The sequence below is a fragment of the Nesterenkonia sp. K-15-9-6 genome (assembly GCF_052656005.1).
Genome location: NZ_JBQYEY010000016.1, coordinates 26,352 through 45,853, shown reverse-complemented (window position 1 = coordinate 45,853; position 19,502 = coordinate 26,352). Strand labels below are relative to the sequence as shown.

The 19,502-nt window shown below is 70.5% G+C and carries 18 protein-coding genes; 14 read left to right on the top strand and 4 right to left on the bottom strand.

Annotation, left to right across the window (positions count from 1 at the left end):
- Positions 1 to 10 precede the first annotated feature (10 nt).
- The 5 genes from SD455_RS11065 to SD455_RS11045 all read left to right on the top strand — a co-directional run bounded on the left by SD455_RS11065 (position 11) and on the right by SD455_RS11045 (position 4,970).
- Positions 11 to 1,447, top strand: coding sequence for a molybdopterin molybdotransferase MoeA (locus SD455_RS11065; RefSeq protein ID WP_445508122.1), 1,437 nt, complete (start codon positions 11 to 13; stop codon positions 1,445 to 1,447).
- Complete coding sequence (gene moaC / locus SD455_RS11060; protein WP_445508121.1) at positions 1,444 to 1,962, top strand: cyclic pyranopterin monophosphate synthase MoaC; 519 nt, start codon at positions 1,444 to 1,446, stop codon at positions 1,960 to 1,962. Before SD455_RS11065 ends, moaC begins: the two co-directional genes overlap by 4 nt.
- Positions 1,955 to 2,515 carry a MogA/MoaB family molybdenum cofactor biosynthesis protein gene (locus tag SD455_RS11055; protein WP_344683598.1) on the top strand — a complete coding sequence of 187 codons (561 nt, stop codon included), beginning with the start codon at positions 1,955 to 1,957 and terminating at the stop codon, positions 2,513 to 2,515. Before moaC ends, SD455_RS11055 begins: the two co-directional genes overlap by 8 nt.
- Before the next feature lie 49 nt (positions 2,516 to 2,564).
- Positions 2,565 to 2,996, top strand: coding sequence for a molybdenum cofactor biosynthesis protein MoaE (locus SD455_RS11050; RefSeq protein ID WP_445508149.1), 432 nt, complete (start codon positions 2,565 to 2,567; stop codon positions 2,994 to 2,996).
- Positions 2,997 to 3,146: 150 nt separating this feature from the next.
- A complete protein-coding gene (locus tag SD455_RS11045) occupies positions 3,147 to 4,970 on the top strand; it encodes a gamma-glutamyltransferase family protein (protein ID WP_445508120.1) in 1,824 nt (607 codons plus the stop codon).
- 30 nt (positions 4,971 to 5,000) lie between these two features.
- On the opposite strand, the gene SD455_RS11040 is transcribed toward SD455_RS11045, so the two are convergent.
- The 4 genes from SD455_RS11040 to SD455_RS11025 all read right to left on the bottom strand — a co-directional run bounded on the left by SD455_RS11040 (position 5,001) and on the right by SD455_RS11025 (position 8,878).
- Positions 5,001 to 6,326, bottom strand: coding sequence for a hypothetical protein (locus SD455_RS11040; RefSeq protein ID WP_445508119.1), 1,326 nt, complete (start codon positions 6,324 to 6,326; stop codon positions 5,001 to 5,003).
- A 10-nt stretch (positions 6,327 to 6,336) separates the two neighbouring features.
- Positions 6,337 to 6,786, bottom strand: coding sequence for a hypothetical protein (locus SD455_RS11035; protein WP_445508118.1), 450 nt, complete (start codon positions 6,784 to 6,786; stop codon positions 6,337 to 6,339).
- Positions 6,787 to 6,792: 6 nt separating this feature from the next.
- On the bottom strand, positions 6,793 to 7,554 hold the full coding sequence (gene dapB / locus SD455_RS11030; protein WP_445508117.1) for a 4-hydroxy-tetrahydrodipicolinate reductase: 762 nt from the start codon (positions 7,552 to 7,554) through the stop codon (positions 6,793 to 6,795).
- Positions 7,555 to 7,639: 85 nt separating this feature from the next.
- Positions 7,640 to 8,878, bottom strand: a complete 1,239-nt coding sequence (locus SD455_RS11025) for a heparan-alpha-glucosaminide N-acetyltransferase domain-containing protein (protein WP_445508116.1) — start codon at positions 8,876 to 8,878, stop codon at positions 7,640 to 7,642.
- 19 nt (positions 8,879 to 8,897) lie between these two features.
- Here SD455_RS11025 and dapA point away from each other — a divergent pair, with 19 nt between their 5' ends.
- From dapA to recA, 9 genes are all read left to right on the top strand, one after another.
- On the top strand, positions 8,898 to 9,860 hold the full coding sequence (gene dapA, locus SD455_RS11020; protein WP_083277424.1) for a 4-hydroxy-tetrahydrodipicolinate synthase: 963 nt from the start codon (positions 8,898 to 8,900) through the stop codon (positions 9,858 to 9,860).
- Positions 9,861 to 10,026: 166 nt separating this feature from the next.
- Positions 10,027 to 11,661 carry a ribonuclease J gene (locus tag SD455_RS11015; protein WP_070159488.1) on the top strand — a complete coding sequence of 545 codons (1,635 nt, stop codon included), beginning with the start codon at positions 10,027 to 10,029 and terminating at the stop codon, positions 11,659 to 11,661.
- Between the two features lie 125 nt (positions 11,662 to 11,786).
- On the top strand, positions 11,787 to 14,960 hold the full coding sequence (locus SD455_RS11010; RefSeq protein ID WP_445508115.1) for a DNA translocase FtsK 4TM domain-containing protein: 3,174 nt from the start codon (positions 11,787 to 11,789) through the stop codon (positions 14,958 to 14,960).
- A gap of 54 nt (positions 14,961 to 15,014) precedes the next feature.
- A complete protein-coding gene (gene pgsA, locus SD455_RS11005) occupies positions 15,015 to 15,638 on the top strand; it encodes a CDP-diacylglycerol--glycerol-3-phosphate 3-phosphatidyltransferase (RefSeq protein ID WP_311023791.1) in 624 nt (207 codons plus the stop codon).
- A gap of 20 nt (positions 15,639 to 15,658) precedes the next feature.
- Positions 15,659 to 16,432, top strand: coding sequence for a CinA family protein (locus SD455_RS11000; RefSeq protein ID WP_445508114.1), 774 nt, complete (start codon positions 15,659 to 15,661; stop codon positions 16,430 to 16,432).
- A 136-nt stretch (positions 16,433 to 16,568) separates the two neighbouring features.
- A complete protein-coding gene (locus SD455_RS10995) occupies positions 16,569 to 17,015 on the top strand; it encodes a helix-turn-helix domain-containing protein (protein WP_070159479.1) in 447 nt (148 codons plus the stop codon).
- Positions 17,016 to 17,122: 107 nt separating this feature from the next.
- Positions 17,123 to 17,656 carry a MarR family winged helix-turn-helix transcriptional regulator gene (locus tag SD455_RS10990; protein ID WP_070159477.1) on the top strand — a complete coding sequence of 178 codons (534 nt, stop codon included), beginning with the start codon at positions 17,123 to 17,125 and terminating at the stop codon, positions 17,654 to 17,656.
- 165 nt (positions 17,657 to 17,821) lie between these two features.
- Positions 17,822 to 18,040, top strand: a complete 219-nt coding sequence (locus SD455_RS10985; protein WP_070159475.1) for a DUF3046 domain-containing protein — start codon at positions 17,822 to 17,824, stop codon at positions 18,038 to 18,040.
- Positions 18,041 to 18,306: 266 nt separating this feature from the next.
- Complete coding sequence (gene recA, locus SD455_RS10980) at positions 18,307 to 19,356, top strand: recombinase RecA (protein ID WP_070159473.1); 1,050 nt, start codon at positions 18,307 to 18,309, stop codon at positions 19,354 to 19,356.
- Positions 19,357 to 19,502 lie beyond the last annotated feature (146 nt).

Sequence of the window (19,502 nt, the reverse complement as noted above, 5' to 3'; positions counted from 1 at the left end):
ACTCGCAGGCATGGCGCCCGCCCCCGCATCCTCCTCACCGTCACCCTCCTCACCCAGGCCCTCGTCACGGCCCACCACCGGGTCGGCGACCACCCGTGAGCGCGCCTCCGTCAGCGAGCATGTGGGCCGGCTGCGCACCGTGCTGTCCGCCGCCCTGCAGGACCCGGCGCGACACGGCGGGGAGTCCCTCCGCGTCACCGAACCCGGTCTGGTGGGCCGAGTCGCGGCTGCCGATGTCATCGCCGAGGCCCCGCTGCCGGGCTTCGACAACTCGCAGATGGACGGCTTCGCCGTGCGCTCCGCGGACCTCACCCCGGGCGAGGAACGGTCGCTGCCCCTGGCCGGCGTCGTCCCAGCCGGATCCGCGGCGCCGTCGCTGCCCGAGGGCGCGACGGCGGCGGCGGTGATGACCGGCGCGCCGCTCCCGGAGGGCGCCGACATCGTCATCCCCGTGGAGCTCACCACCGCCGGCAACTTCCAGGATCTGCTGCCGCAGTCAGACCCCGGAGCCTCCGGTCCGCCCAGCGGCTGGACTGCGAGGTCGGTGACGTTCACCGAGCTGACCGCCGAGGATCTCAGCCCGGGACGCTTCATCCGTCCCGCCGGATCGGACGTCGAAGCCGGCGAGACGGTGCTGCGCGCCGGTGAGGCCCTCACACCGGCCCGGCTCGGGCTGCTGGCCGCCCTGGGGCGGGCGACGGTGTCCGTCCGGCCCCGGACGCGCGCCCTCGTGCTCTCCACCGGGGACGAGGTCCGCCGACCGGGCAGCACGCTGCGGCCGGGCCAGCTGCATGATGCCAACACCCCGCTGCTGATGGCCGGATTGGAGAGCCTGGGAGTGGAGGCCCATGCGGCCTCGGCGGCCTCCGACGACGTCGCCACGTTCACCGATGTGGTCGAGGAGCTGATCAGTCAGTACGACCCCCAGCTGCTGGTCACCGCCGGCGGCATCAGCGCCGGCGCCTTCGAGGTGGTCCGCCAGTCCCTGGCCGACCGTGGCATCGAGTTCGGCTCCATCCGCCAGCAGCCCGGCGGCCCCCAAGGATGGGGGCTGATCCCCGCCGACGGGCGGCGACCCGCCGTCGCCGTGGTCTGCCTGCCTGGCAACCCGGTCAGTTGCGCGGTCAGCCTCGAGACCCTGCTCCGGCCGGCGCTCGCCAGCCTCGACGCTTCGTGTCCGCCGCCGCACAGGATCGCCGTCACCCTGGCGGAGGCGGTGGAGTCCCGTCCCGCGGTGACCCAGTACCGCCGCGCCGAGTTCTGCCCCGCCTCCACCGACGACGCCGCCCAGCCGCCGATGGTGCGCCTGGTGGGCGGGCCGAGCTCGCATCTGCTGGGGCATCTGGCACGCGCCGACGTGCTGGTGGAGCTCACCGAAGACGACACCCACGTGCCGGCAGGAGCTGAACGCCACGCCCTGCTGCTCACCGGAAGGAGACTGCCATGAGCCAGCCTGAGAGCTCATCCGCCGAGCCGTCCAGCACCGGACTGACCCATGTCCGCGAGGACGGCAGCGCCCACATGGTGGACGTCTCGGACAAGGACGTCACCGCCCGCACGGCGCGGGCCCAGGCGATCCTGCGCACCCGCGCAGAGGTGACCGCCCAGCTCGCCGACGGGGCGCTGCCCAAGGGGGATGCCTTGGCCACGGCCCGCATCGCCGGGATCATGGGAGCCAAGCGCACCCACGAGCTGGTGCCGCTGTGCCATCCGCTGCCGCTGAGCAAGGTCACCGTGGACCTCGACGTCGATCAGCCCGAATCCGGAGCCGTGCTGATCACCGCCGAGGTGCGTACCACCTCACGCACCGGGGTGGAGATGGAGGCGCTCACCGCCGTGTCTGTGGCAGGGCTGACCCTCTACGACATGATCAAGGCGCTGGACCGCGCCGCTGTGATCACCGACCAGCAGGTGATTCACAAATCCGGTGGACGACATGGAGAATGGACCAGACATGACTGACCATGAGCACCTCTCAGCGGCCACACCCGCCGAGGACGACCGCAGCCGCGAACGGATCATCGCCCCTGTGATCGTCTCCACCCGCGCCGCCCAGGGAGTGCGGGAGGACCACAGCGCGCCGATCATCGCCGAGTTCGCCGACTCCATCGGCTTCGGCTGTCGGCCGCCGGTGATCATCCCCGACGGCGAGGGGGTGCTCGCCGCGCTCTCCGAGCTGCTCGTCCAGGTGGCTCCAGCGGTGATCATCACCTCCGGCGGCACCGGGCTGACCTCTGACGATCTCACCCCGGAGTACACGCTGCCGCTGCTGGACAAGGAGATCCCCGGGATCATGGAGGCGGTGCGCGCCCATGGGCGGGCGCACAATCCGCTGGCGTCGCTGAGCAGGGGAGTGGCCGGCGTCGCGGAGGGCACCGTGGTGGTCAATCTGCCCGGCTCGCCCAAGGCCGTCCGGGAGGGCATGCAGGTGCTGGTGGACATCCTCCCGCACCTCTGTGACCAGGTGGCCGACCTGCGTCAGCACGACGAATGGGGAACTGACGGTGACCGCTGAGCCGCACGCCCCGCTGAGCCGCGAGGGCGCCCCGCACAACGCCGAGGCGCTGCCCGCCGAGGAGCGGGTGGTCCGCGCCGCCCTGAGCGCGCAGCCGCTGGACCCGCGTCAGGCTCACGACGAGGTCTGGGCCGCCACGGCGGGGGCGGTGGTGGACTTCTCCGGCATCGTGCGTGACCACGACGGCGGTCGCTCGGTGGACCGGCTGTCCTACACCGCCCACCCCAGTGCGGACGCGGTGCTGACCCGGGTGGCCCGGGACGTGGCCGCCGCGCATCCGAGCGTGCGGATCTGGGCCGCCCACCGGATCGGCGATCTGCGCATCGGAGACCACGCCCTCGTGGCCGCCGTCGCCTCTGCCCACCGTGCGGAGGCCTTCGCAGCCTGCGCGGAGCTGGTTGAGCAGATCAAAGCGGAGGTGCCGATCTGGAAGGAACAGTTCTTCGCCGACGGTGAGAAGGAATGGGTGGGGATCGCCTGAACCTCCGGGTGTGACGAGGTCCGGGTGTGACGAGCGGCCGCGGTCGCGCCCGATCCGATACTGTTGCGGTGGACAACCAAGGTCGTCCCGCCCGGGCTCCGCGCAGGAGCCGACAGGGCGGCCCCTGACGCCGAAAGGACCTGCTCGCCGATGAGCACCACGTTCACCCACGCCACGGCCGACACCACCCGCCCCACTCTGGAGGGGCGCTTCGGCATGTCGGCCTCCACCCACTGGCTCGCCACCGCCGCCGCTCAGGCCGTGCTGGAGCGCGGGGGCAACGCCTTCGACGCCGCCACTGCGGGCGCCTTCGTGCTGCACGTCGTCGAACCGCACCTCAACGGTCCGGGCGGGGACATGACCGGAGTCTTCGCCACGGCGGAGGAGCCGTCATCTCCGAGGATCCTCATGGGCCAGGGGCCGGCCCCTGCGGCGGCCACCATCGAGCACTACCGCGGGCTCGGTCTGGAGACCGTCCCGGGTGCCGGAGCCCTGGCCGCGGCCGTGCCCGGAGCCGTGGATGCATGGCTGGTGCTGCTCCGCGACCACGGCACCTGGGAGCTGTCCGAGGTCCTAGAGTTCGCGATCGACCTGGCCGAGCATGGCGCGCCGGTGCTGGACCGCATCGCCGCGACCATCCGCAGCGTGGCCGGCCTGTTCACCCAGCACTGGCCGACGTCGGCCGCCCTGTGGATGCCGGACGGCACCGTTCCGTCCGCCGGGACCCTGATGCGCAACCCGGAGTACGCCGGGGTGCTGCGGGGGCTGATCGCCGCCGGCGCCGACACCGGCGACCGCGCCGCCCAGATCGACGCCGCCCGCGCCGAATGGAAGACCGGACGGGTCGCGCAGAAGGCCGCAGCGTTCGCCGCCTCGCCGCACCGGCATTCCGACGGGGGAGAGCACGCCGGGGTCATCACGGCCGAGGACTTCGCCGCCTTCGACGCCGGCTACGAGGCACCGGCCACCGTGGAGTTCCGCGGCCACACGATCGCCAAGACCCCGGCGTGGGGGCAAGGGCCGGTGCTCCTGCAGGCGCTGAAGATCCTCGAGGCCTACGACGACACAGAGCTGGACCCCGGCACCGAGCGTGGAGCTCACCTCGTCCTGGAGGCACTCAAGCTCGCCCTGGCCGACCGGGACGCCCACTACGGACACGACGACGTGGACCTGGACCACCTGCTCTCGGCCGAGCATGCGGCCGCCCGGCGGGCGCTGATCGGCGAGACCGCCGCCGTCGACTTCCGTCCCGGAGACCTGCCCGGACGTGAGACCGTCCTGCCGCCCCTGCGCGAGGCCGGTGACATCACCGGAGGGCCGGCCGGCGTCGGCGAGCCCACCGTCAGCCGGGCGGGAGAACAGACGGTCGGCGCCGATGGGGCGAGCCGCGGCGACACCTGCCACATCGATGTGGTGGACCGCTGGGGCAACATGATCTCGGCGACCCCCTCCGGCGGCTGGCTGCAGTCCTCCCCGGCGATCCCCGGGCTGGGATTCTGCCTGGGCACCCGGCTGCAGATGACGTGGTTGGACGAGCGCTCGCCGTCCCGCCTCGAGCCGGGGCGGCGCCCCCGCACCACGCTGTCGCCGACGTTGGTCCTCACCGACGGACAGCCGGTCATGGCCATGGGCACACCCGGAGGGGACCAGCAGGACCAGTGGCAGCTGCCCCTGCTGCTGCGGCTGCTCATCGGCGGGCACACGCCTCAGCAGGCCATCGACGCGCCCAGCCTGCACACCACCTCCGCACCGGGGTCCTTCTGGCCGCGCACCTGGGAGCCGGGAGGCGCCGTCGTGGAAGACCGGCTCGGCGAGGAGGTCATCCGCGGACTGGAGCGACGCGGCCACCGGGTGACTCGCGCCGGCGAGTGGTCGCTGGGGAGGCTTTCCGTGGTCACCCGGGATCCGCAGACAGGCCGACTGGCGGCCGCGGCGAACCCGCGCGGCGCGCAGGGCTACGCGGCAGGTCGCTGACGGGTCTGGCGAGCGGAACGGACCAGCGCCTCAGCCCAGCATCAGCAGCGGCCAGGCGGTGAGTCGGGCGGTGGTCCAGAGCAGCACGATGCCTACGCAGGCCGCGGCGAGCACCACCCAGGTGCGGACCCGGGCCGGCGTGGGCGGCAGCACGGGGACGGGGCGCGGCAGCCCCGACTCGATCAGCACCGCACCGGTGGCGGCCCGATCGAGGTAGGTGACATGCTCCGCCCACCAGGGACGGTGGGGGTGCTTGGGGACATAGCGCACGCACACCACGGGCAGCTCGAGAGCGCCGGCTCCGGGGGAGGCGGACTCGTCCTGCTCCCTGGCGGCCTCCAGCCGGGCGGGGAACACCGTGCCCCAGGAGACGGGGTCCAGCAGGGACTTCACGTGCCAGATCCGACTCTGCGGGACCTGCCCGACGTCGTCCGGTCGCCGGCGCACCCAACGCACCACACTCGCTGTGATCAGCACGTACAGCAGCGCGACGACGAGCGCCACCACGTCCCCGCTGCGAGAGATCACCAGGTGGACCAGCGCCGGCCAGGCCAGGACCGCGGGCCACACCAGCAGGGTCGGCCAGCCGGAGGCGGCGACGATGCGGACGGTGTTGAGCTGGTGCTCCCCGGAGCCGAGCCAGACGCACCCGGCCGCCGTCGTCTGCAGTGCCACTCGCCTGCTGAGCTCCGCGCCTTGGGAATGTCCCACCAGGACCACACGATCGGCGCGGGCCGAGGCTTCCTCCACGATGCGCCGCAGTCGGGGCAGCACAGTCTCGTCCAGGGCCGCCGACCGGTACAGCCAGGCGTCGCCGATGACCTCGACCATCAGCGGGCGGAGACGACGCCGCCACGCCGGGATGAGCCCGGCCAGGGGCAGCAGCACCAGCAGGACCAGCGCCGCCGGCGGAACTGCGGCCAGCATGGCCGCTGAGGTCACCAGGGCGCCCACCCGGCGGCCCGCGGTGCGCAGCGGTCCCGCCACCGTCTGGGGCCGGGCCCCGTCGCCCGCCTCCCTCCAACGGTCGCCGCACCAGCCGCCGACGCCGCTGATCAGGGCGAAGGGTGCGACCTCCAGCAGCCACATCAGCACCGCCCAGAAATGTGGGGCTCGCGTCCCAGAGTCCCACCAGCCGTCGTAGAACTCGGCGATGAACGGCTCGCGTCCGGGAAGCTCCACGCGTGCCCGGTGGCTCAGCTCTGCTGGAGCGGCGGCGTCCACGGGCAGGTCGGTGAGGGTCCCACCGGCGGCCTCGGCGCCGCGGCGCGCAGAGTCGTGGGTCTGGGCGGCCAGATGACCGGACTCGTGGACCCCGATGCCGTGGACGCAGACGTAGGCGGTGGTGCTGGTCACCGGGCGAGCCTCAGCTGCGGGACTCGGACCGCTGCATCCGGATGGCCCGTCGCATCATCTTTCGTGCCCGGCTGCGATCTGAGGCGACGTCATAGGCCACCGAGAGTCGGAACCAGCTGCGCCAGTCCTCGGGGTTCGCCTCAGCCTCGGCGGCATAGCGGCCGAACTGCTCGTCGGCCTGCTGGCGGTTCGGCCGGCCACCGGGGGAGCGCTCCACCGTGTCCTCCGGCAGGCTGCCCTCCGCGTCGAGGATGCGCCCCAGCCGCTCGGAGCCGAGGCCGAAGAGCAGCTCACGGACCAGCACCCAGGCGCCCAGGGCGATGACCAGCACCGCGCCGACGCCGATGAGCTGCGCGGCGGTCTCCTCCGCGGTGAGCAGTCGCCAGGCGTTGTACCCGGCCGCGCCGAGGAAGATGATCAGCAGCAGGATGACCAGCGAGGTCCAGATCTTCGCCTTCACCGCGGCCTACAGCCCCAGGTCCAGGTAGCTGTCCAGGCCGTGGGTGAGCCCTGGTCGGGAGGCGACGGTGCGCAGCCCCAGCAGCACGCCCGGCATGAAGGACGCCCGGTCGAAGGAGTCGTGGCGGAAGGTCAGCTGTTCCCCGGCGGAGCCGAGCAGCACCTCCTGGTGGGCCACCAGCCCGCGCAGCCGCACCGCATGGACGTGGATGTCCTCCACCACGGCGCCGCGAGCGCCGTCGGGGTCCTTGACCGTGGCATCGGGGGAAGGTGCGACGCCGGCGTCGCGGCGGGCCCGCCCCATCAGCTCCGCGGTGCGCACCGCCGTGCCGGAGGGGGCGTCCACCTTGTCCGGGTGGTGCAGCTCGATGATCTCCGCCGACTCGAAGTACCGGGCCGCCTTGGCGGCGAATGCGGTGGCCAGCACCGAGCCCAGGGCGAAGTTCGGGGCGATCAGCACCCCGGTCTCCGGGCGCTGGGCGAGCAGCTCCTCCAGGCGGGACAGGCGCGGGGCGTCCCAGCCGGTGGCGCCCACCACGGCGTGGATGCCGTGCTCGACGGCGAAGCGGACGTTGTCCTCGGTGGCGTCGGGGACGCTGAGGTCCACGACATGGGTCGCACCGGCCTCGCGGATCTCCTCCAGTGCGTCGCCCCGGCCCAGCTGGGCGACCAGCTCCATGTCATCGGCTCCGTCGACCGCCTTCACCGCTTCGGTGCCCATGCGCCCTCGGGCACCGAGCACCGCCACACGCATCTCAGTTCGGCTCATGGACACCAGCGTATCGTCCACCAGCGACGTCGACGGCATGCGATGACGAGCCGTCCGGCGGCGGGTCTCAGGACACCCGTGCACCTCACGCGGGGCGGGGCCCTGCCGCCGCGGCTCCGGCCGCATGCGTGACCGCTTCCAAGGGGCCGCGCCGTCCCAGCGCGTGCTTCAGCAGCCCGCCGGCCAGGGCCAGGACCGTGAGCAGGACCATGATCACAGGCCCGCTGACCTCCGGGGAGTTCAGGGGGCCGTCGTCGTCCCGCCACAGGTGCAGCACCACCAGGTGCCCCACATACAGGGTCAGAGGCATCGCGCCGGCGCCCACCACGGGGGCGGCCAGAGCGCCGAGCCGATCCGTGACCAGCAGGCAGACGCCCAGCACCGCCAGGGAGGTGCCTACGGTGTGGAGCACGTCCAGGGAGCTGCCCGAATGCGGCGTGGCCAGCAGGTGCCAGCGGAGATCCTCGATGAGGGGCAGCAGCGTGCCGGTGAGCAGCTCGCCGCGCACCACCGGCTCCGGCATGCCGGTGGCCGCGGAGAGGTCCGGCACGATGTCGCTGACCACCAGCGTCACCCGTCCCACCAGGTAGGTGCCGGCGGCCAGCAGCGCGCCGACGACGGCGATCCGCACCGCCACCGCCGTCTCGGTGAGCCGCAGGCGGCCGATCGCCAGACCCGTGAACAGGTAGGCCGGCCAGATGATGAGCGGGTAGTAGCCCGACACCGCCAGATCCATCGCCAGCAGACCCGGCTGCGCCAGATCGCTGAACTCGGGGGAGTGCCACAGCCGCCAGGACTCCGCGAAATGGTCCAGCTCGGCGCTCAGCGCGAGGTAGACCAGCCGGTACGCCACCGGCGCCAGCACCACCCATATGGCGGCCAGCATCAGCAGCGGACGGGCCTGCAGCGCGAGGAACGGCAGCGCCAGGAGGAACAGCAGCCCGTAGTGGACCAGGATGATCGCCACCGAGGTCTCCAACATCGCCACAGCCAGACCGATCACCAGGATCAGCACGGCCCGGACCGCCACCGCCTTCCGGTTCCAGGTCATGCGTTCCCGCGTGCCCGGTCCCGCGGCTCCGCCGCAGAGCAGCGCCAGCCCGACCCCGGCCAGCAGGGCGAACAGGGCGGAGGGCCTGCCCGTGAACAGCCACCCCGCGACGGTCGGGTCACCGGTGAACTCATCGGTGGTGGAGAGCACGTGGACGGCCATCATGCCCAGCAGGGCCAGACATCGGGCCGAGTCGACCCCGGAGATGCGGGAGGGGGAGCGGAGGGCGCGGCGGCGACGCGGGGCCGAGCCGGCGGTGCTGGGGCTGTCCACAGACGGTAGGCTACGTGCTATGGCGAGCGACAACGAGCTGACACACGAGTTCGACCTTCACCTCACCGAGGGCGAGGTCAAGCACCCGGATCAGACCGATCCGCACTTCGGGCATCTCATCACCGCGATGGTCACCCCGTTCACTTCGGATGACCGCGTCGACTACGAGGCCTTCGAGGCGCTCGCCGTCAAGCTGGTGGAGGAGGGCAACGACTCGCTCGTGGTCTCCGGAACCACCGGGGAGACCTCCACGCTGGAGGACCATGAGAAGGAAGGCCTGGTCCGGGCGGCGAAGTCCGCCGTCGGGGACCGTGCCAAGGTCATCGCCGGCACCAGCACCAACCACACCTCGCATGACCTGGAGATGGCCCGGCGTGCCGAGCGGGCCGGGGCCGACGGCCAGCTCGTGGTCACCCCGTACTACAACAAGCCCAGCCAGGACGGCGTGCTCGCCCACTACGAGGCCGTCGCCAATGCCGCCGACCTGCCGCTGATGATCTACGACATCCCGGGCCGCTCCGGCATCGCCATCGAGACCGAGACGATCCTCAAGCTCGCCGAGCACCCGCACATCATGTCGCTCAAGGACGCGAAGAACGACATCACCGCGACCACCGAGGTGCTCACCAAGACCGAGCTGGAGGTCTACTCGGGCGACGACCAGAACGTCCTGGCCTGGATGGCCATGGGAGCGGTCGGCGTCGTCTCGGTGACCTCGCACGTCGCCAGCCCGCACTTCCGCCGGATGATCGACGCGGTGCTGAACTACGACCTCAAGGAGGCCCGCATCGTCCACGGCGAGCTGGGCCCGGTCATCCGCGCCATGATGACTCGTGTCCAAGGTGCGGTCTCCTCGAAGCTGGTCCTGGACTGGCTCGGCTTCCCCATCGCCCCCGACGTGCGGCTTCCGCTCGTACAGGCCAATGAGACCGAGAAGGAGCTGGTCCTGGCCGACCTCCGTGAGGCCGGCTGGAACCTCTGACCCACTCTCGCCACCGGGGCCGGTCTGAGGGACTGCCTAGGTGAGGAGGACCAGGAGCACGTAGGCTCGAAGGCACGCATATCGCAGACTTGACACCCGACCCAGGAGGTCCATCACCTTGGCAGCACAGCGCCTGATCACCCCGCCGAAGCTCAAGAAGGGCACGATGCGCATCGTGCCTCTCGGTGGTCTTGGAGAGGTCGGGCGCAACATGGCGGTGTTCGAGCTCGACGGCAAGATCCTCATCGTCGACTGCGGCGTCCTCTTCCCGGAGGAGGAGCAGCCCGGCGTGGACCTCATCCTGCCGGACTTCAGCTACATCGAGGACCGCCTGGACGACGTCGTCGGGCTGGTGCTCACCCACGGGCACGAGGACCACATCGGTGCGGTGCCCTACCTGCTGCGCAGGAAGCCGGACATCCCGCTGATCGGCTCCACCCTCACGCTGGCGCTGATCGAGGCGAAGCTCGCCGAGCATCGCATCAAGCCCTACACCCTGGCGGTCAAGGAGGGCGACGTCGAAGAGCTGGCGCCCTTCGAATGTGAGTTCGTCGCGGTCAACCACTCCATCCCTGACGCGCTGGCGGTGCACATCCGCACCGAAGCCGGCTCCGTGCTGCACACCGGCGACTTCAAGATGGACCAGCTGCCCCTGGACGGACGGATCACCGACCTGCGGCACTTCGCCAAGCTCGGCGAAGAGGGCGTGGACCTGTTCATGACGGACTCGACCAACGCCGACGTCCCGGGCTTCACCACGCCGGAGAAGGAGATCGGCCCCACCCTGGACCAGCTCTTCGGCACGTCCAGCCGGCGCATCATCGTGGCCTCCTTCTCCTCCCATGTCCACCGCGTCCAGCAGGTGCTCGACGCCGCCCACGCGCACAACCGCAAGGTGGCCTTCGTGGGGCGTTCGATGGTGCGCAACATGGGCATCGCCGCCAAGCTGGGCTACCTGGACGTGCCGGAGGGCATCCTGGTGGATATGAAGAAGGTGGACAGCTACCCCGACTCCGAGGTGGTCCTGATGTCCACAGGCTCGCAGGGCGAACCGATGGCGGCGCTCTCGCGCATGGCCAACGGCGACCACCAGATCCAGGTGGGGGAGGGCGACACCGTCATCCTCGCCTCCTCGCTGATCCCCGGCAACGAGAACGCGGTCTTCCGGGTCATCAACGGGCTGCTCAAGCTCGGCGCCGAAGTGGTGCACAAAGGCACCGCCAAGGTGCACGTCTCCGGCCACGCGTCGGCCGGTGAGCTGCTCTACTGCTACAACATCGTCCGGCCGAAGAACGTCATGCCGGTGCACGGCGAGACCCGGCACCTGATCGCCAACGGTCGGCTCGCGGAGTCGACCGGGATCGACCCCGAGCGGATCCTGCAGTGCGAGGACGGCACCGTCGTGGATCTGCGCGACGGCGTCGCCCGCATCACCGGGCAGATCGAATGCGGCTACGTCTACGTGGACGGCTCCTCCATCGGGGAGATCACCGACGCCGACCTGAAGGACCGCCGAACCCTCGGCGAAGAGGGATTCATCTCGGTGATCACGGTGGTGAACCGTCAGACCGGTCAGATCGTCTCCGGCCCGGACATCCATGCCCGCGGCGTGGCCGAGGAGGAGAAGGTCTTCAAGGACATCAAGGAGAAGATCGCCCGGGCGCTGACCGAGGCCATCCAGGACAACAAGGAGCACACCACCCATCAGCTCCAGCAGATCGTCCGGCGCACCATCGGCTCCTGGGTCAACCGGAAGCTGCGTCGCAAGCCGATGATCGTCCCGGTGGTCGTGGAGACCTGATCCCGACAGCGGCCGGCCGCCGGGTCGACGTCGGGGCTCCCGCCGTGGTCCCGGGGCCGGCCGATCTGGGCCCAAAGGTGTGGCCATCACCGTGATCCCGGCGCTTCCGGGGTAAGTTGGCGGGTATGGCGACACGTACTTCCCCCTCGCGCGCCGCCAGCACGGACGGACGCAAGAAGACATCCGGCACCGGCGCTGGCAGCCGCGCGAAGACGTCGAAGAAGAGCACCACGGCCCAGGACCCGGAGCGGGGCAACCTCGTGGCCTCCGCGCTGCGCGGCCTCTGGATGGCGTTCGCCACCCCGGTCGCCTCGGCGATCCGCGGCATCGGGCGCCAGGTGAAGATCCATCCGGAGGACCGACGCGACGGCGCGGCGCTGGTGTTCATCCTGCTGGCCCTCGTGACGGCCGTCGTGGACTGGTGGGGCGTGCGGCAGCACGACCACTGGACCATCGACATCGTCCACAACGGCACCGCCGGCACCTTCGGCTGGGCCTCGGCTCTGCTGCCGGTGGTGCTGCTCATCACCGCGGTCCGCTACATCCGTCACCCCCAGGAGCATGAGGGCAACAGCCGCGTCGCCATCGGGCTGACCCTGATCCTGTGTTCCTCTGCCGGGCTGGCGCACCTGGCCCACGGCATGCCGGCCCTCAACACAGCCTTCGAGAACATGCTCGCCTCGGGCGGCATCATCGGATACCTGGTGACCGTGCCCCTGGCCACCCTCATCACTCCTTACCCCGTGTGGGGGATCCTGTCTCTGACCCTTCTGGCGGGCATCCTGGTTCTCACCGACACTCCGCTGCGACGCATCCCCCAGCGGGTCGCCGTCGCCAAGGCCTATGTGGTGGGGGAGAAGCCCGAGCCCCTGCCGGAGACCAAGCCGCTGGAGGAGGACACCGCGGCCCCCGCGGCCGCGGAGAAGCCCGCTCGGAAGCCTCGGCGGTCCCGAGCTCAGCATGCCGCACCTGCCGACGCCGGCGCTGAGGACGTCTTCGAGGACAGCCCGGAGCCCGGGAAGAAGGGCCTGCTCGCCAAGATCCTCGGGGCCAAGGCGGAACCGGAGGAACCGACGCAGGAGTTCGGCTCAGCGGACCACGACCAGGCCGCACTCGCCGGCGAGGGCGCCTATGACAGCCCCGTGCTTGAGGAGGGGACGGAGGCCTCCGCACCGACGGTCCCACCCGGAGTGCGCCGCCCCACAGCCCAGGAACTGGCCATCCAGCGGGCCCGGGAGAAGGCCGCCGAGTCCGGCCAAGTGCCGGGCGCGACCAGCGCCGCGGACGTCGCCGGGAGCGCAGGAAGCGCTCACGCGGGCGCGTTCGAAGGGACTCCTGCCCAGCCGGACCCCCAGCCGTCGACACAGCCGGCCGCGACGGCCCGGCCCGCCGTCGTGCCCTCCGCCCCTGCGGAGACCCCCGCCCCGGTCAGTGACCTTCCGGTCCGCTCGGAGCAGCTGGAGCTCGCCGGTGATGTCACCTACACCCTGCCCGATCAGGGCATGCTGCCGTCCGGTCCGCCGCCGAAGGAGCACACCAGCGCCAATGACGAGATCGTCGACGCGCTGAACCAGACGTTCTCGCAGTTCAAGGTGGACGCCCAGGTCACCGGGTTCTCCCGGGGACCGACGGTGACCCGCTACGAGGTGGAGCTGACACCGGGCACCAAGGTGGAGAAGGTCACCTCCCTGGAGAAGAACATCTCCCTGGCGGTGGCCTCCAACGAGGTTCGCATCCTCAGCCCCATCCCGGGGAAGTCCGCGATCGGCATCGAGATCCCGAACAAGGACAAGGAGGTCGTCGCCCTCGGCGACGTCCTGCGCTCCAACGCCGCGCGTAAGACCGAGCACCCCATGATCATGGGCGTGGGCAAGGACATCGAGGGCGGCTATGTGGTGGCCAACCTCGCGAAGATGCCGCACCTGTTGGTCGCCGGCGCCACCGGGGCCGGAAAGTCGGCGTTCGTGAACTCCATGGTGACCTCCGTGCTCATGCGTGCCACTCCGGACGAGGTCCGGATGGTCATGGTGGACCCGAAGCGCGTGGAGCTCACCGCCTACGAGGGTGTGCCGCACCTGGTCACCCCCATCATCACGGATCCGAAGAAGGCCGCCGAGGCCCTGCAGTGGGTCGTCAAGGAGATGGACAACCGCTACGACGACCTCGCCCACTTCGGGTACAAGCACGTCGACGACTTCAACAAGGCGGTGCGCAACGGGAAGATTCAGCTGCCGCCGGACTCCAAGCGGGATCTGCGCCCCTACCCGTATCTGCTGGTGATCGTCGACGAGCTCGCCGACCTGATGATGGTCGCCCCGCGCGACGTCGAGGACTCGATCGTGCGCATCACCCAGCTGGCACGTGCCGCCGGCATCCACCTGGTGCTGGCCACCCAGCGGCCTTCGGTCAACGTGGTGACCGGACTCATCAAGGCCAACGTGCCGTCCCGCATGGCCTTCGCCACCTCCTCGGCCACGGACTCCCGCGTGGTGCTGGACTCGGTGGGAGCGGAGAAGCTGCTCGGCCAGGGTGACGCCCTGTTCCTGCCGATGGGCATGAACAAGCCGATGCGTGTGCAGGGTGCCTGGGTCAACGAGTCCGAGGTCCATGGGGTGGTCGAGCATGTGAAGTCGCAGCTGAAGGCGCAGTACCGCGAGGACGCGGTCGCCGCGATGGAGCCCAAGAAGCGGGAGATCGACGCCGACATCGGTGACGACCTCGACCTGCTGCTGCAGGCCACCGAGCTCGTGGTCACCACGCAGTTCGGCTCCACCTCGATGCTGCAGCGCAAGCTGCGCGTCGGATTCGCCAAGGCCGGACGCCTGATGGACCTCATGGAGTCCCGCGGGGTGGTCGGTCCCTCCGAAGGGTCGAAGGCTCGGGACGTGCTCGTCTCGCCGGAGGAGCTTCCCGGCGTACTGGCCACCATCCGCGGCGAGGACCCGCCCACGGCGGCGCCCTCGGAGGATGCGCCGGGCGCCTATGAGGGTGCCCCGGTGGATCTGGATCCCGCCTCCGGTGTGCCGACGGGAGCTCCTGCCCAGACCGGGCCCACTGAGGCGGCGCCGCAGGCGGAGCATCACGGCGGCGGGGGGCGCTCTGACGCGGTGCCGACCCGCCAGCCACGGGGCCAGGGGGCGCCGCCGTCGGGCGGTGCGACCATGTCCGGCATGAGTTCCGCGGACCTGATCGCTCGCGACCTGGCCGAGCGCACTGCTGCTCTGCCGGAGGCGAGGGACTATCATGACGGACACGACTCCACCGCCTCGGAGGACGCCTGGCAGCTCACCGGTCGATGAGCTGCTCAGACCGAGCCCCGGGCCGCGCCCTGACCCGCCGAGAAGAGGAGCCTCGTGAGCCCGTCCACCCCTGAACCGGCGAACGCCGCACAGCCTCCGCTGCTGAACATCGCCAATGTGCTCACCATGCTGCGCATCGCGTTGGTGCCGCTGTTCGTCTGGTTCCTGCTGCTGGATGCCGACGGCGGTGCCGCCGGCGGGATCGAGGCCACCAACGGGGGGTGGCGATGGGCCGCCGCCGGAGTGTTCGCCGTCGCGATGATCACGGACAAGATCGACGGCGACCTCGCCCGGGCGCGCAACCTGGTCACCGACTTCGGCAAGATCGCCGACCCGATCGCGGACAAGCTGCTCATCGGCGCGGGGCTCGTGATGCTCTCGATCCTCAGTGAGCTGCCCTGGTGGGTGACGATCGTGATTCTGGCCCGGGAGCTGGGCGTCACCGTGCTGCGCATGGTGGTCATCCGCTACGGTGTGATGCCGGCGTCCCGGGGTGGGAAGCTCAAGACGGTCCTGCAGTCGGCCGGTCTGCAGCTGATGCTGCTGCCGCTGGTGGTGATCGCCGGCTGGCTCTCCGACGTCGCGTTCTGGATCATGATGGCCGCGCTGGTCGTCACCGTGGTGACCGGCATCGACTATGTGTTCTCGGCCATCAGGCTGCGCCGTGAGGCCCGCTGATCCGCACAGGAGGCGTGACCATGGCAACAGGAGCTGAGCGCGGCCCCGGTGGTCCGGGGACTCGAGGCCCGGACCGCGCGCAGGAACCGGCACCGGTCCGAGAGCATCGGCCGGATCCCGCCGTGGCCCATGAACGGTGGGCCGATGACGGCCGGAGGGTCTCGGGTGGAGCGCGGCAGATCGCGGGAGAGGCGGAGCGGCGCACGGACCCGGTGGAGATCATCCAGCGCTGCGCGCATCGTGGTCTGACCGTGGCCACGGCTGAGTCGCTGACCGCCGGGTCGCTCGCGGCGCGCCTGGCCGATGTGCCCGGCGCCTCCGCCGCGCTGGTCGGCGGAGTCGTCGCCTACTGCAATCCGGTGAAGCACCAGCTGCTCGGCGTCGACGAGAATGTGCTCGAGGAGCGCGGGGCGGTCGATCCTGCCGTGGCCGCTGCGATGGCCCGAGGTGCGGCCGGGGCCACAGGGGCCGCGCTGGGCGTCGCGACGACCGGCGTCGCCGGGCCCGAGCCTCATGAGGGCAAGGACGTCGGCACCGTGTATGTGGGGCTGGCCTGCAGGAAGGGCGACGCTGAGCGGCTCGGGCTCCGCCTTCCGGAGTCCTGTGAACCCGACGAGGGCGGCTCCTGGGCTGCCGACGCCCCTGGTGCGGAGGAGTCCTGGATCGCCGGCTCCCTGCTGCTCGATCTCGACGGCGACCGGGCGGCCATCCGGGATGCGAGCGTCGAGGGGGCGCTGAAACTGGTGGAGGAGCTTCTGCTCTCCGAGCCGCCCGGATTCGGCGATCCCCGCTAGAGTGGGGAACAAAACCGGGCCCGACCGAGTTGTCGTCCGGTGAAGCGTCTGCATCGCACCGTTCCTGGTGAGGTCCAGCACCTGACCGAGGAGCAGACGCAGTGAGGGCCATCGGAGTCCACGAAGGAGAAAGCCCATGGTGAGACAGCCAGTCACCGTCAACGGCGTCACCCGTTGGAAAGACCTGGACGTCGACGCCGCCCCGGCCGCTGAGTCCAAGGAGGCCAAGGCTGTGGTCCTGCGTCAGGAGATCGGCGATGTCCTGCGCAGCATCCGCCAGGCCGAAGGCCGCACGCTGCGCGATGTCTCGCACGGCGCGCGGGTCTCGCTGGGCTACCTGTCCGAGGTCGAGCGCGGCCAGAAGGAGGCGTCGTCTGAGCTGTTGGCGTCGATCTGCGCCGCCTTGGACGTGCCGCTGTCGGCGATGCTTGGTCAGGTGGCCGAGCGGGTCGCCGTCGCGGAAGGGCTGCACGTGCCGGACACCGTGCCCACCGAGTTCCAGCGGGAGTTCGGTCACGGGGTGGTGCCCGACGGCATCCCCGAGGAGTTCACCCACGAGGAGTTCGCCCGCACCTGCGGCTGAGCCTCCCCTGACAGCCGAGAGGGCCGCCCCGCTCCGGGGCGGCCCTCTCGTGTCTTCTCGCGCGCCCGGGTCCGTGATCCGACTCTCCACCCCTTAGACTGAGGCGCATGGATACGCCCGACCGCCCTGCCCTGGTCCGAGAGCTGGAGCGGGAGTTCAACCGGCTCTTCGTACGACGCCGGTTCAACGCCCTGCAGCTGGCCCGACGGATCGACCCGGAGATCGAGCCCGCCTCCTACTCCGTGCTGGCCACCTTGCAGAACGAAGGCCCGGCCCGGATGACGTCGATCGCACGGTATCTGGGGATCGGCAAGCCGACGCTGTCCCGCCAGCTGACGACGCTGGTGTCCCGTGGATGGGTGAGCAAGGAGACCGATCCTGCCGACGGCCGGGCGCAGACCATCACGCTGACGTCCGAGGGTCGCCGCCGCCTGGAGGCCGCCCAGCAGGAGCGCGCCGAGCGCTACCTGACGATGCTCCAGTCCTGGAGCGAGGACGAGATTGAGACGCTGTACTCCCTGGTGGCCAAGCTCAACCGTACCTATGCGGAGCTGGACCCCACCGGTGCCGGAGCGTCCGCCGCCGCCAGTGCTGAGGAGTCGGAGGGCGACGACGTCGCGTCTCCCGCCTCCCCGGACTGATCGGATCCGGACTGCACTGTTCCGGATCGCACTGTTCCGGATTGCACTGTGCGGGGCTGTGCTGTGCCGAGCCACGGCCCCGCGGCTGCCGGGCTGGAGACGGGTGACGCCCATTCGACATGACATGACCTGACCGGCCACTGCGCCGACGGAGAGGACGCGCCCATGCGGCTGAGCAGATTCTGGTTCCTCATGGAGGAGGAGTTCGGCTCCGGCTATGCCCATGTGCTGGCCGGTTCGCTGGTGCTCAGCGACTATCAGAAGACGGCGCTGCAGGCCCTCGACGCCGGCGTCAGCCCTCGTGACGTGTGGGAGGCGGTCTGCGATCAGCAGGACGTGCCCGCCTCACGGCGCCTGGGCCGGGACCTTCCGCCCAAGCGCTGAGCGTGGTGCGCTCCCGAGGGTGACGCGCGGCGGCCTCCGGATGACCTCACAGCGAGGACCGACACGCGCGCCGGGTTCGAAGCTGTGTTCGATGCAGTGCGGTAGTGTTCTCCACAGAAGGTGCTGCAGACGACGAGCGCCACGCCCGGCCGTCCACAGGATGGCTTGACCGTCTCGGATGTGTCAGAGGTGGTGCGTAGTGTCAGAGAAGTCAGCACCGCACAGGTGCGAGTCCATCAGCACAGACGACGTCACAGAGGTGAACCATGGCAGTCAGCCCCGACCGGGAGAAGGCTCTCGAAGCCGCCCTGGCCCAGATCGACAAGCAGTACGGCAAGGGCTCGGTGATGCGCCTGGGGGACGAGACCCGGGCGCCGATCGAGACCATCTCCACCTCCTCCATCTCGATGGATGCCGCGCTCGGCATCGGGGGCTTCCCTCGCGGTCGTGTCGTGGAGATCTACGGTCCGGAATCCTCCGGAAAGACCACGGTCGCACTCCACGCGGTGGCCAATGCGCAGAAGAACGGCGGCATCGCGGCGTTCATCGACGCGGAGCATGCGCTGGACCCGACCTACGCGGCCAAGCTCGGAGTGGACACGGACGCGCTGCTGGTCTCCCAGCCGGACACCGGCGAGCAGGCGCTGGAGATCATGGACATGCTGGTCTCCTCCGGATCCCTGGACATCGTCGTCATCGACTCGGTGGCGGCGCTGGTGCCGCGCGCTGAGATCGAGGGTGAGATGGGGGACAGCCACGTCGGGCTCCAGGCCCGCCTGATGTCGCAGGCGCTGCGCAAGATCACCGGACGCCTGGCCCAGACGAAGACGACCGCGATCTTCATCAACCAGCTGCGTGAGAAGGTCGGAGTCTTCTTCGGCTCCCCGGAGACCACCTCAGGAGGCAAGGCGCTGAAGTTCTACGCCTCGGTCCGGGTGGACGTGCGCCGCATCGAGACCCTCAAGGAGGGCACCAATGCGGTGGGCAACCGGACGCGCGCCAAGATCGTGAAGAACAAGATGGCCCCGCCCTTCAAGCAGGCTGAGTTCGACATCCTCTACGGCGAGGGGATCTCTCGCGAAGGAGGCCTGATCGACGTCGGCGTGGAGAACGGACTGGTCAAGAAGTCCGGAGCCTGGTTCACCTACGACGGCGACCAGCTCGGTCAGGGCAAAGAGAAGGCGCGGCAGTTCCTCAAGGACAATCCGGATCTTGCCGATGAGATCGAGCGACGCATCAAGCAGAAGCTCGGCATCATCGCCCCGGACGCCGACGAGGACGGGCCGGCCCTGAAGGCCGTCGACGGTCCCGCCTGATCCTGGCCGATGAACGCCAGCCCGGACCCTGTCAGCCCACACCCTGCGAGCCCAGACCCCGCGAGCCCGGACCCGACCCGTGCCTCCCGTGAGGACACCATCGCGTCACTGCGGAAGGAGCTGACGCGCCTCGAGACGGGGGAGAC

Excerpts from the sequence above, each read along its gene's own strand:
- SD455_RS11065 (WP_445508122.1), top strand. The coding sequence starts at position 11 with ATGGCGCCCGCCCCCGCATCCTCCTCACCGTCACCCTCCTCACCCAGG.
- moaC (WP_445508121.1), top strand. The coding sequence starts at position 1,444 with ATGAGCCAGCCTGAGAGCTCATCCGCCGAGCCGTCCAGCACCGGACTG.
- SD455_RS11055 (WP_344683598.1), top strand. The coding sequence starts at position 1,955 with ATGACTGACCATGAGCACCTCTCAGCGGCCACACCCGCCGAGGACGAC.
- SD455_RS11045 (WP_445508120.1), top strand. The coding sequence starts at position 3,147 with ATGAGCACCACGTTCACCCACGCCACGGCCGACACCACCCGCCCCACT.
- dapB (WP_445508117.1), bottom strand. The coding sequence starts at position 7,554 with ATGAGCCGAACTGAGATGCGTGTGGCGGTGCTCGGTGCCCGAGGGCGC.
- dapA (WP_083277424.1), top strand. The coding sequence starts at position 8,898 with ATGGCGAGCGACAACGAGCTGACACACGAGTTCGACCTTCACCTCACC.
- SD455_RS11015 (WP_070159488.1), top strand. The coding sequence starts at position 10,027 with ATGCGCATCGTGCCTCTCGGTGGTCTTGGAGAGGTCGGGCGCAACATG.
- SD455_RS11010 (WP_445508115.1), top strand. The coding sequence starts at position 11,787 with ATGGCGACACGTACTTCCCCCTCGCGCGCCGCCAGCACGGACGGACGC.
- SD455_RS11000 (WP_445508114.1), top strand. The coding sequence starts at position 15,659 with ATGGCAACAGGAGCTGAGCGCGGCCCCGGTGGTCCGGGGACTCGAGGC.
- SD455_RS10995 (WP_070159479.1), top strand. The coding sequence starts at position 16,569 with ATGGTGAGACAGCCAGTCACCGTCAACGGCGTCACCCGTTGGAAAGAC.
- SD455_RS10990 (WP_070159477.1), top strand. The coding sequence starts at position 17,123 with ATGGATACGCCCGACCGCCCTGCCCTGGTCCGAGAGCTGGAGCGGGAG.
- SD455_RS10985 (WP_070159475.1), top strand. The coding sequence starts at position 17,822 with ATGCGGCTGAGCAGATTCTGGTTCCTCATGGAGGAGGAGTTCGGCTCC.
- recA (WP_070159473.1), top strand. The coding sequence starts at position 18,307 with ATGGCAGTCAGCCCCGACCGGGAGAAGGCTCTCGAAGCCGCCCTGGCC.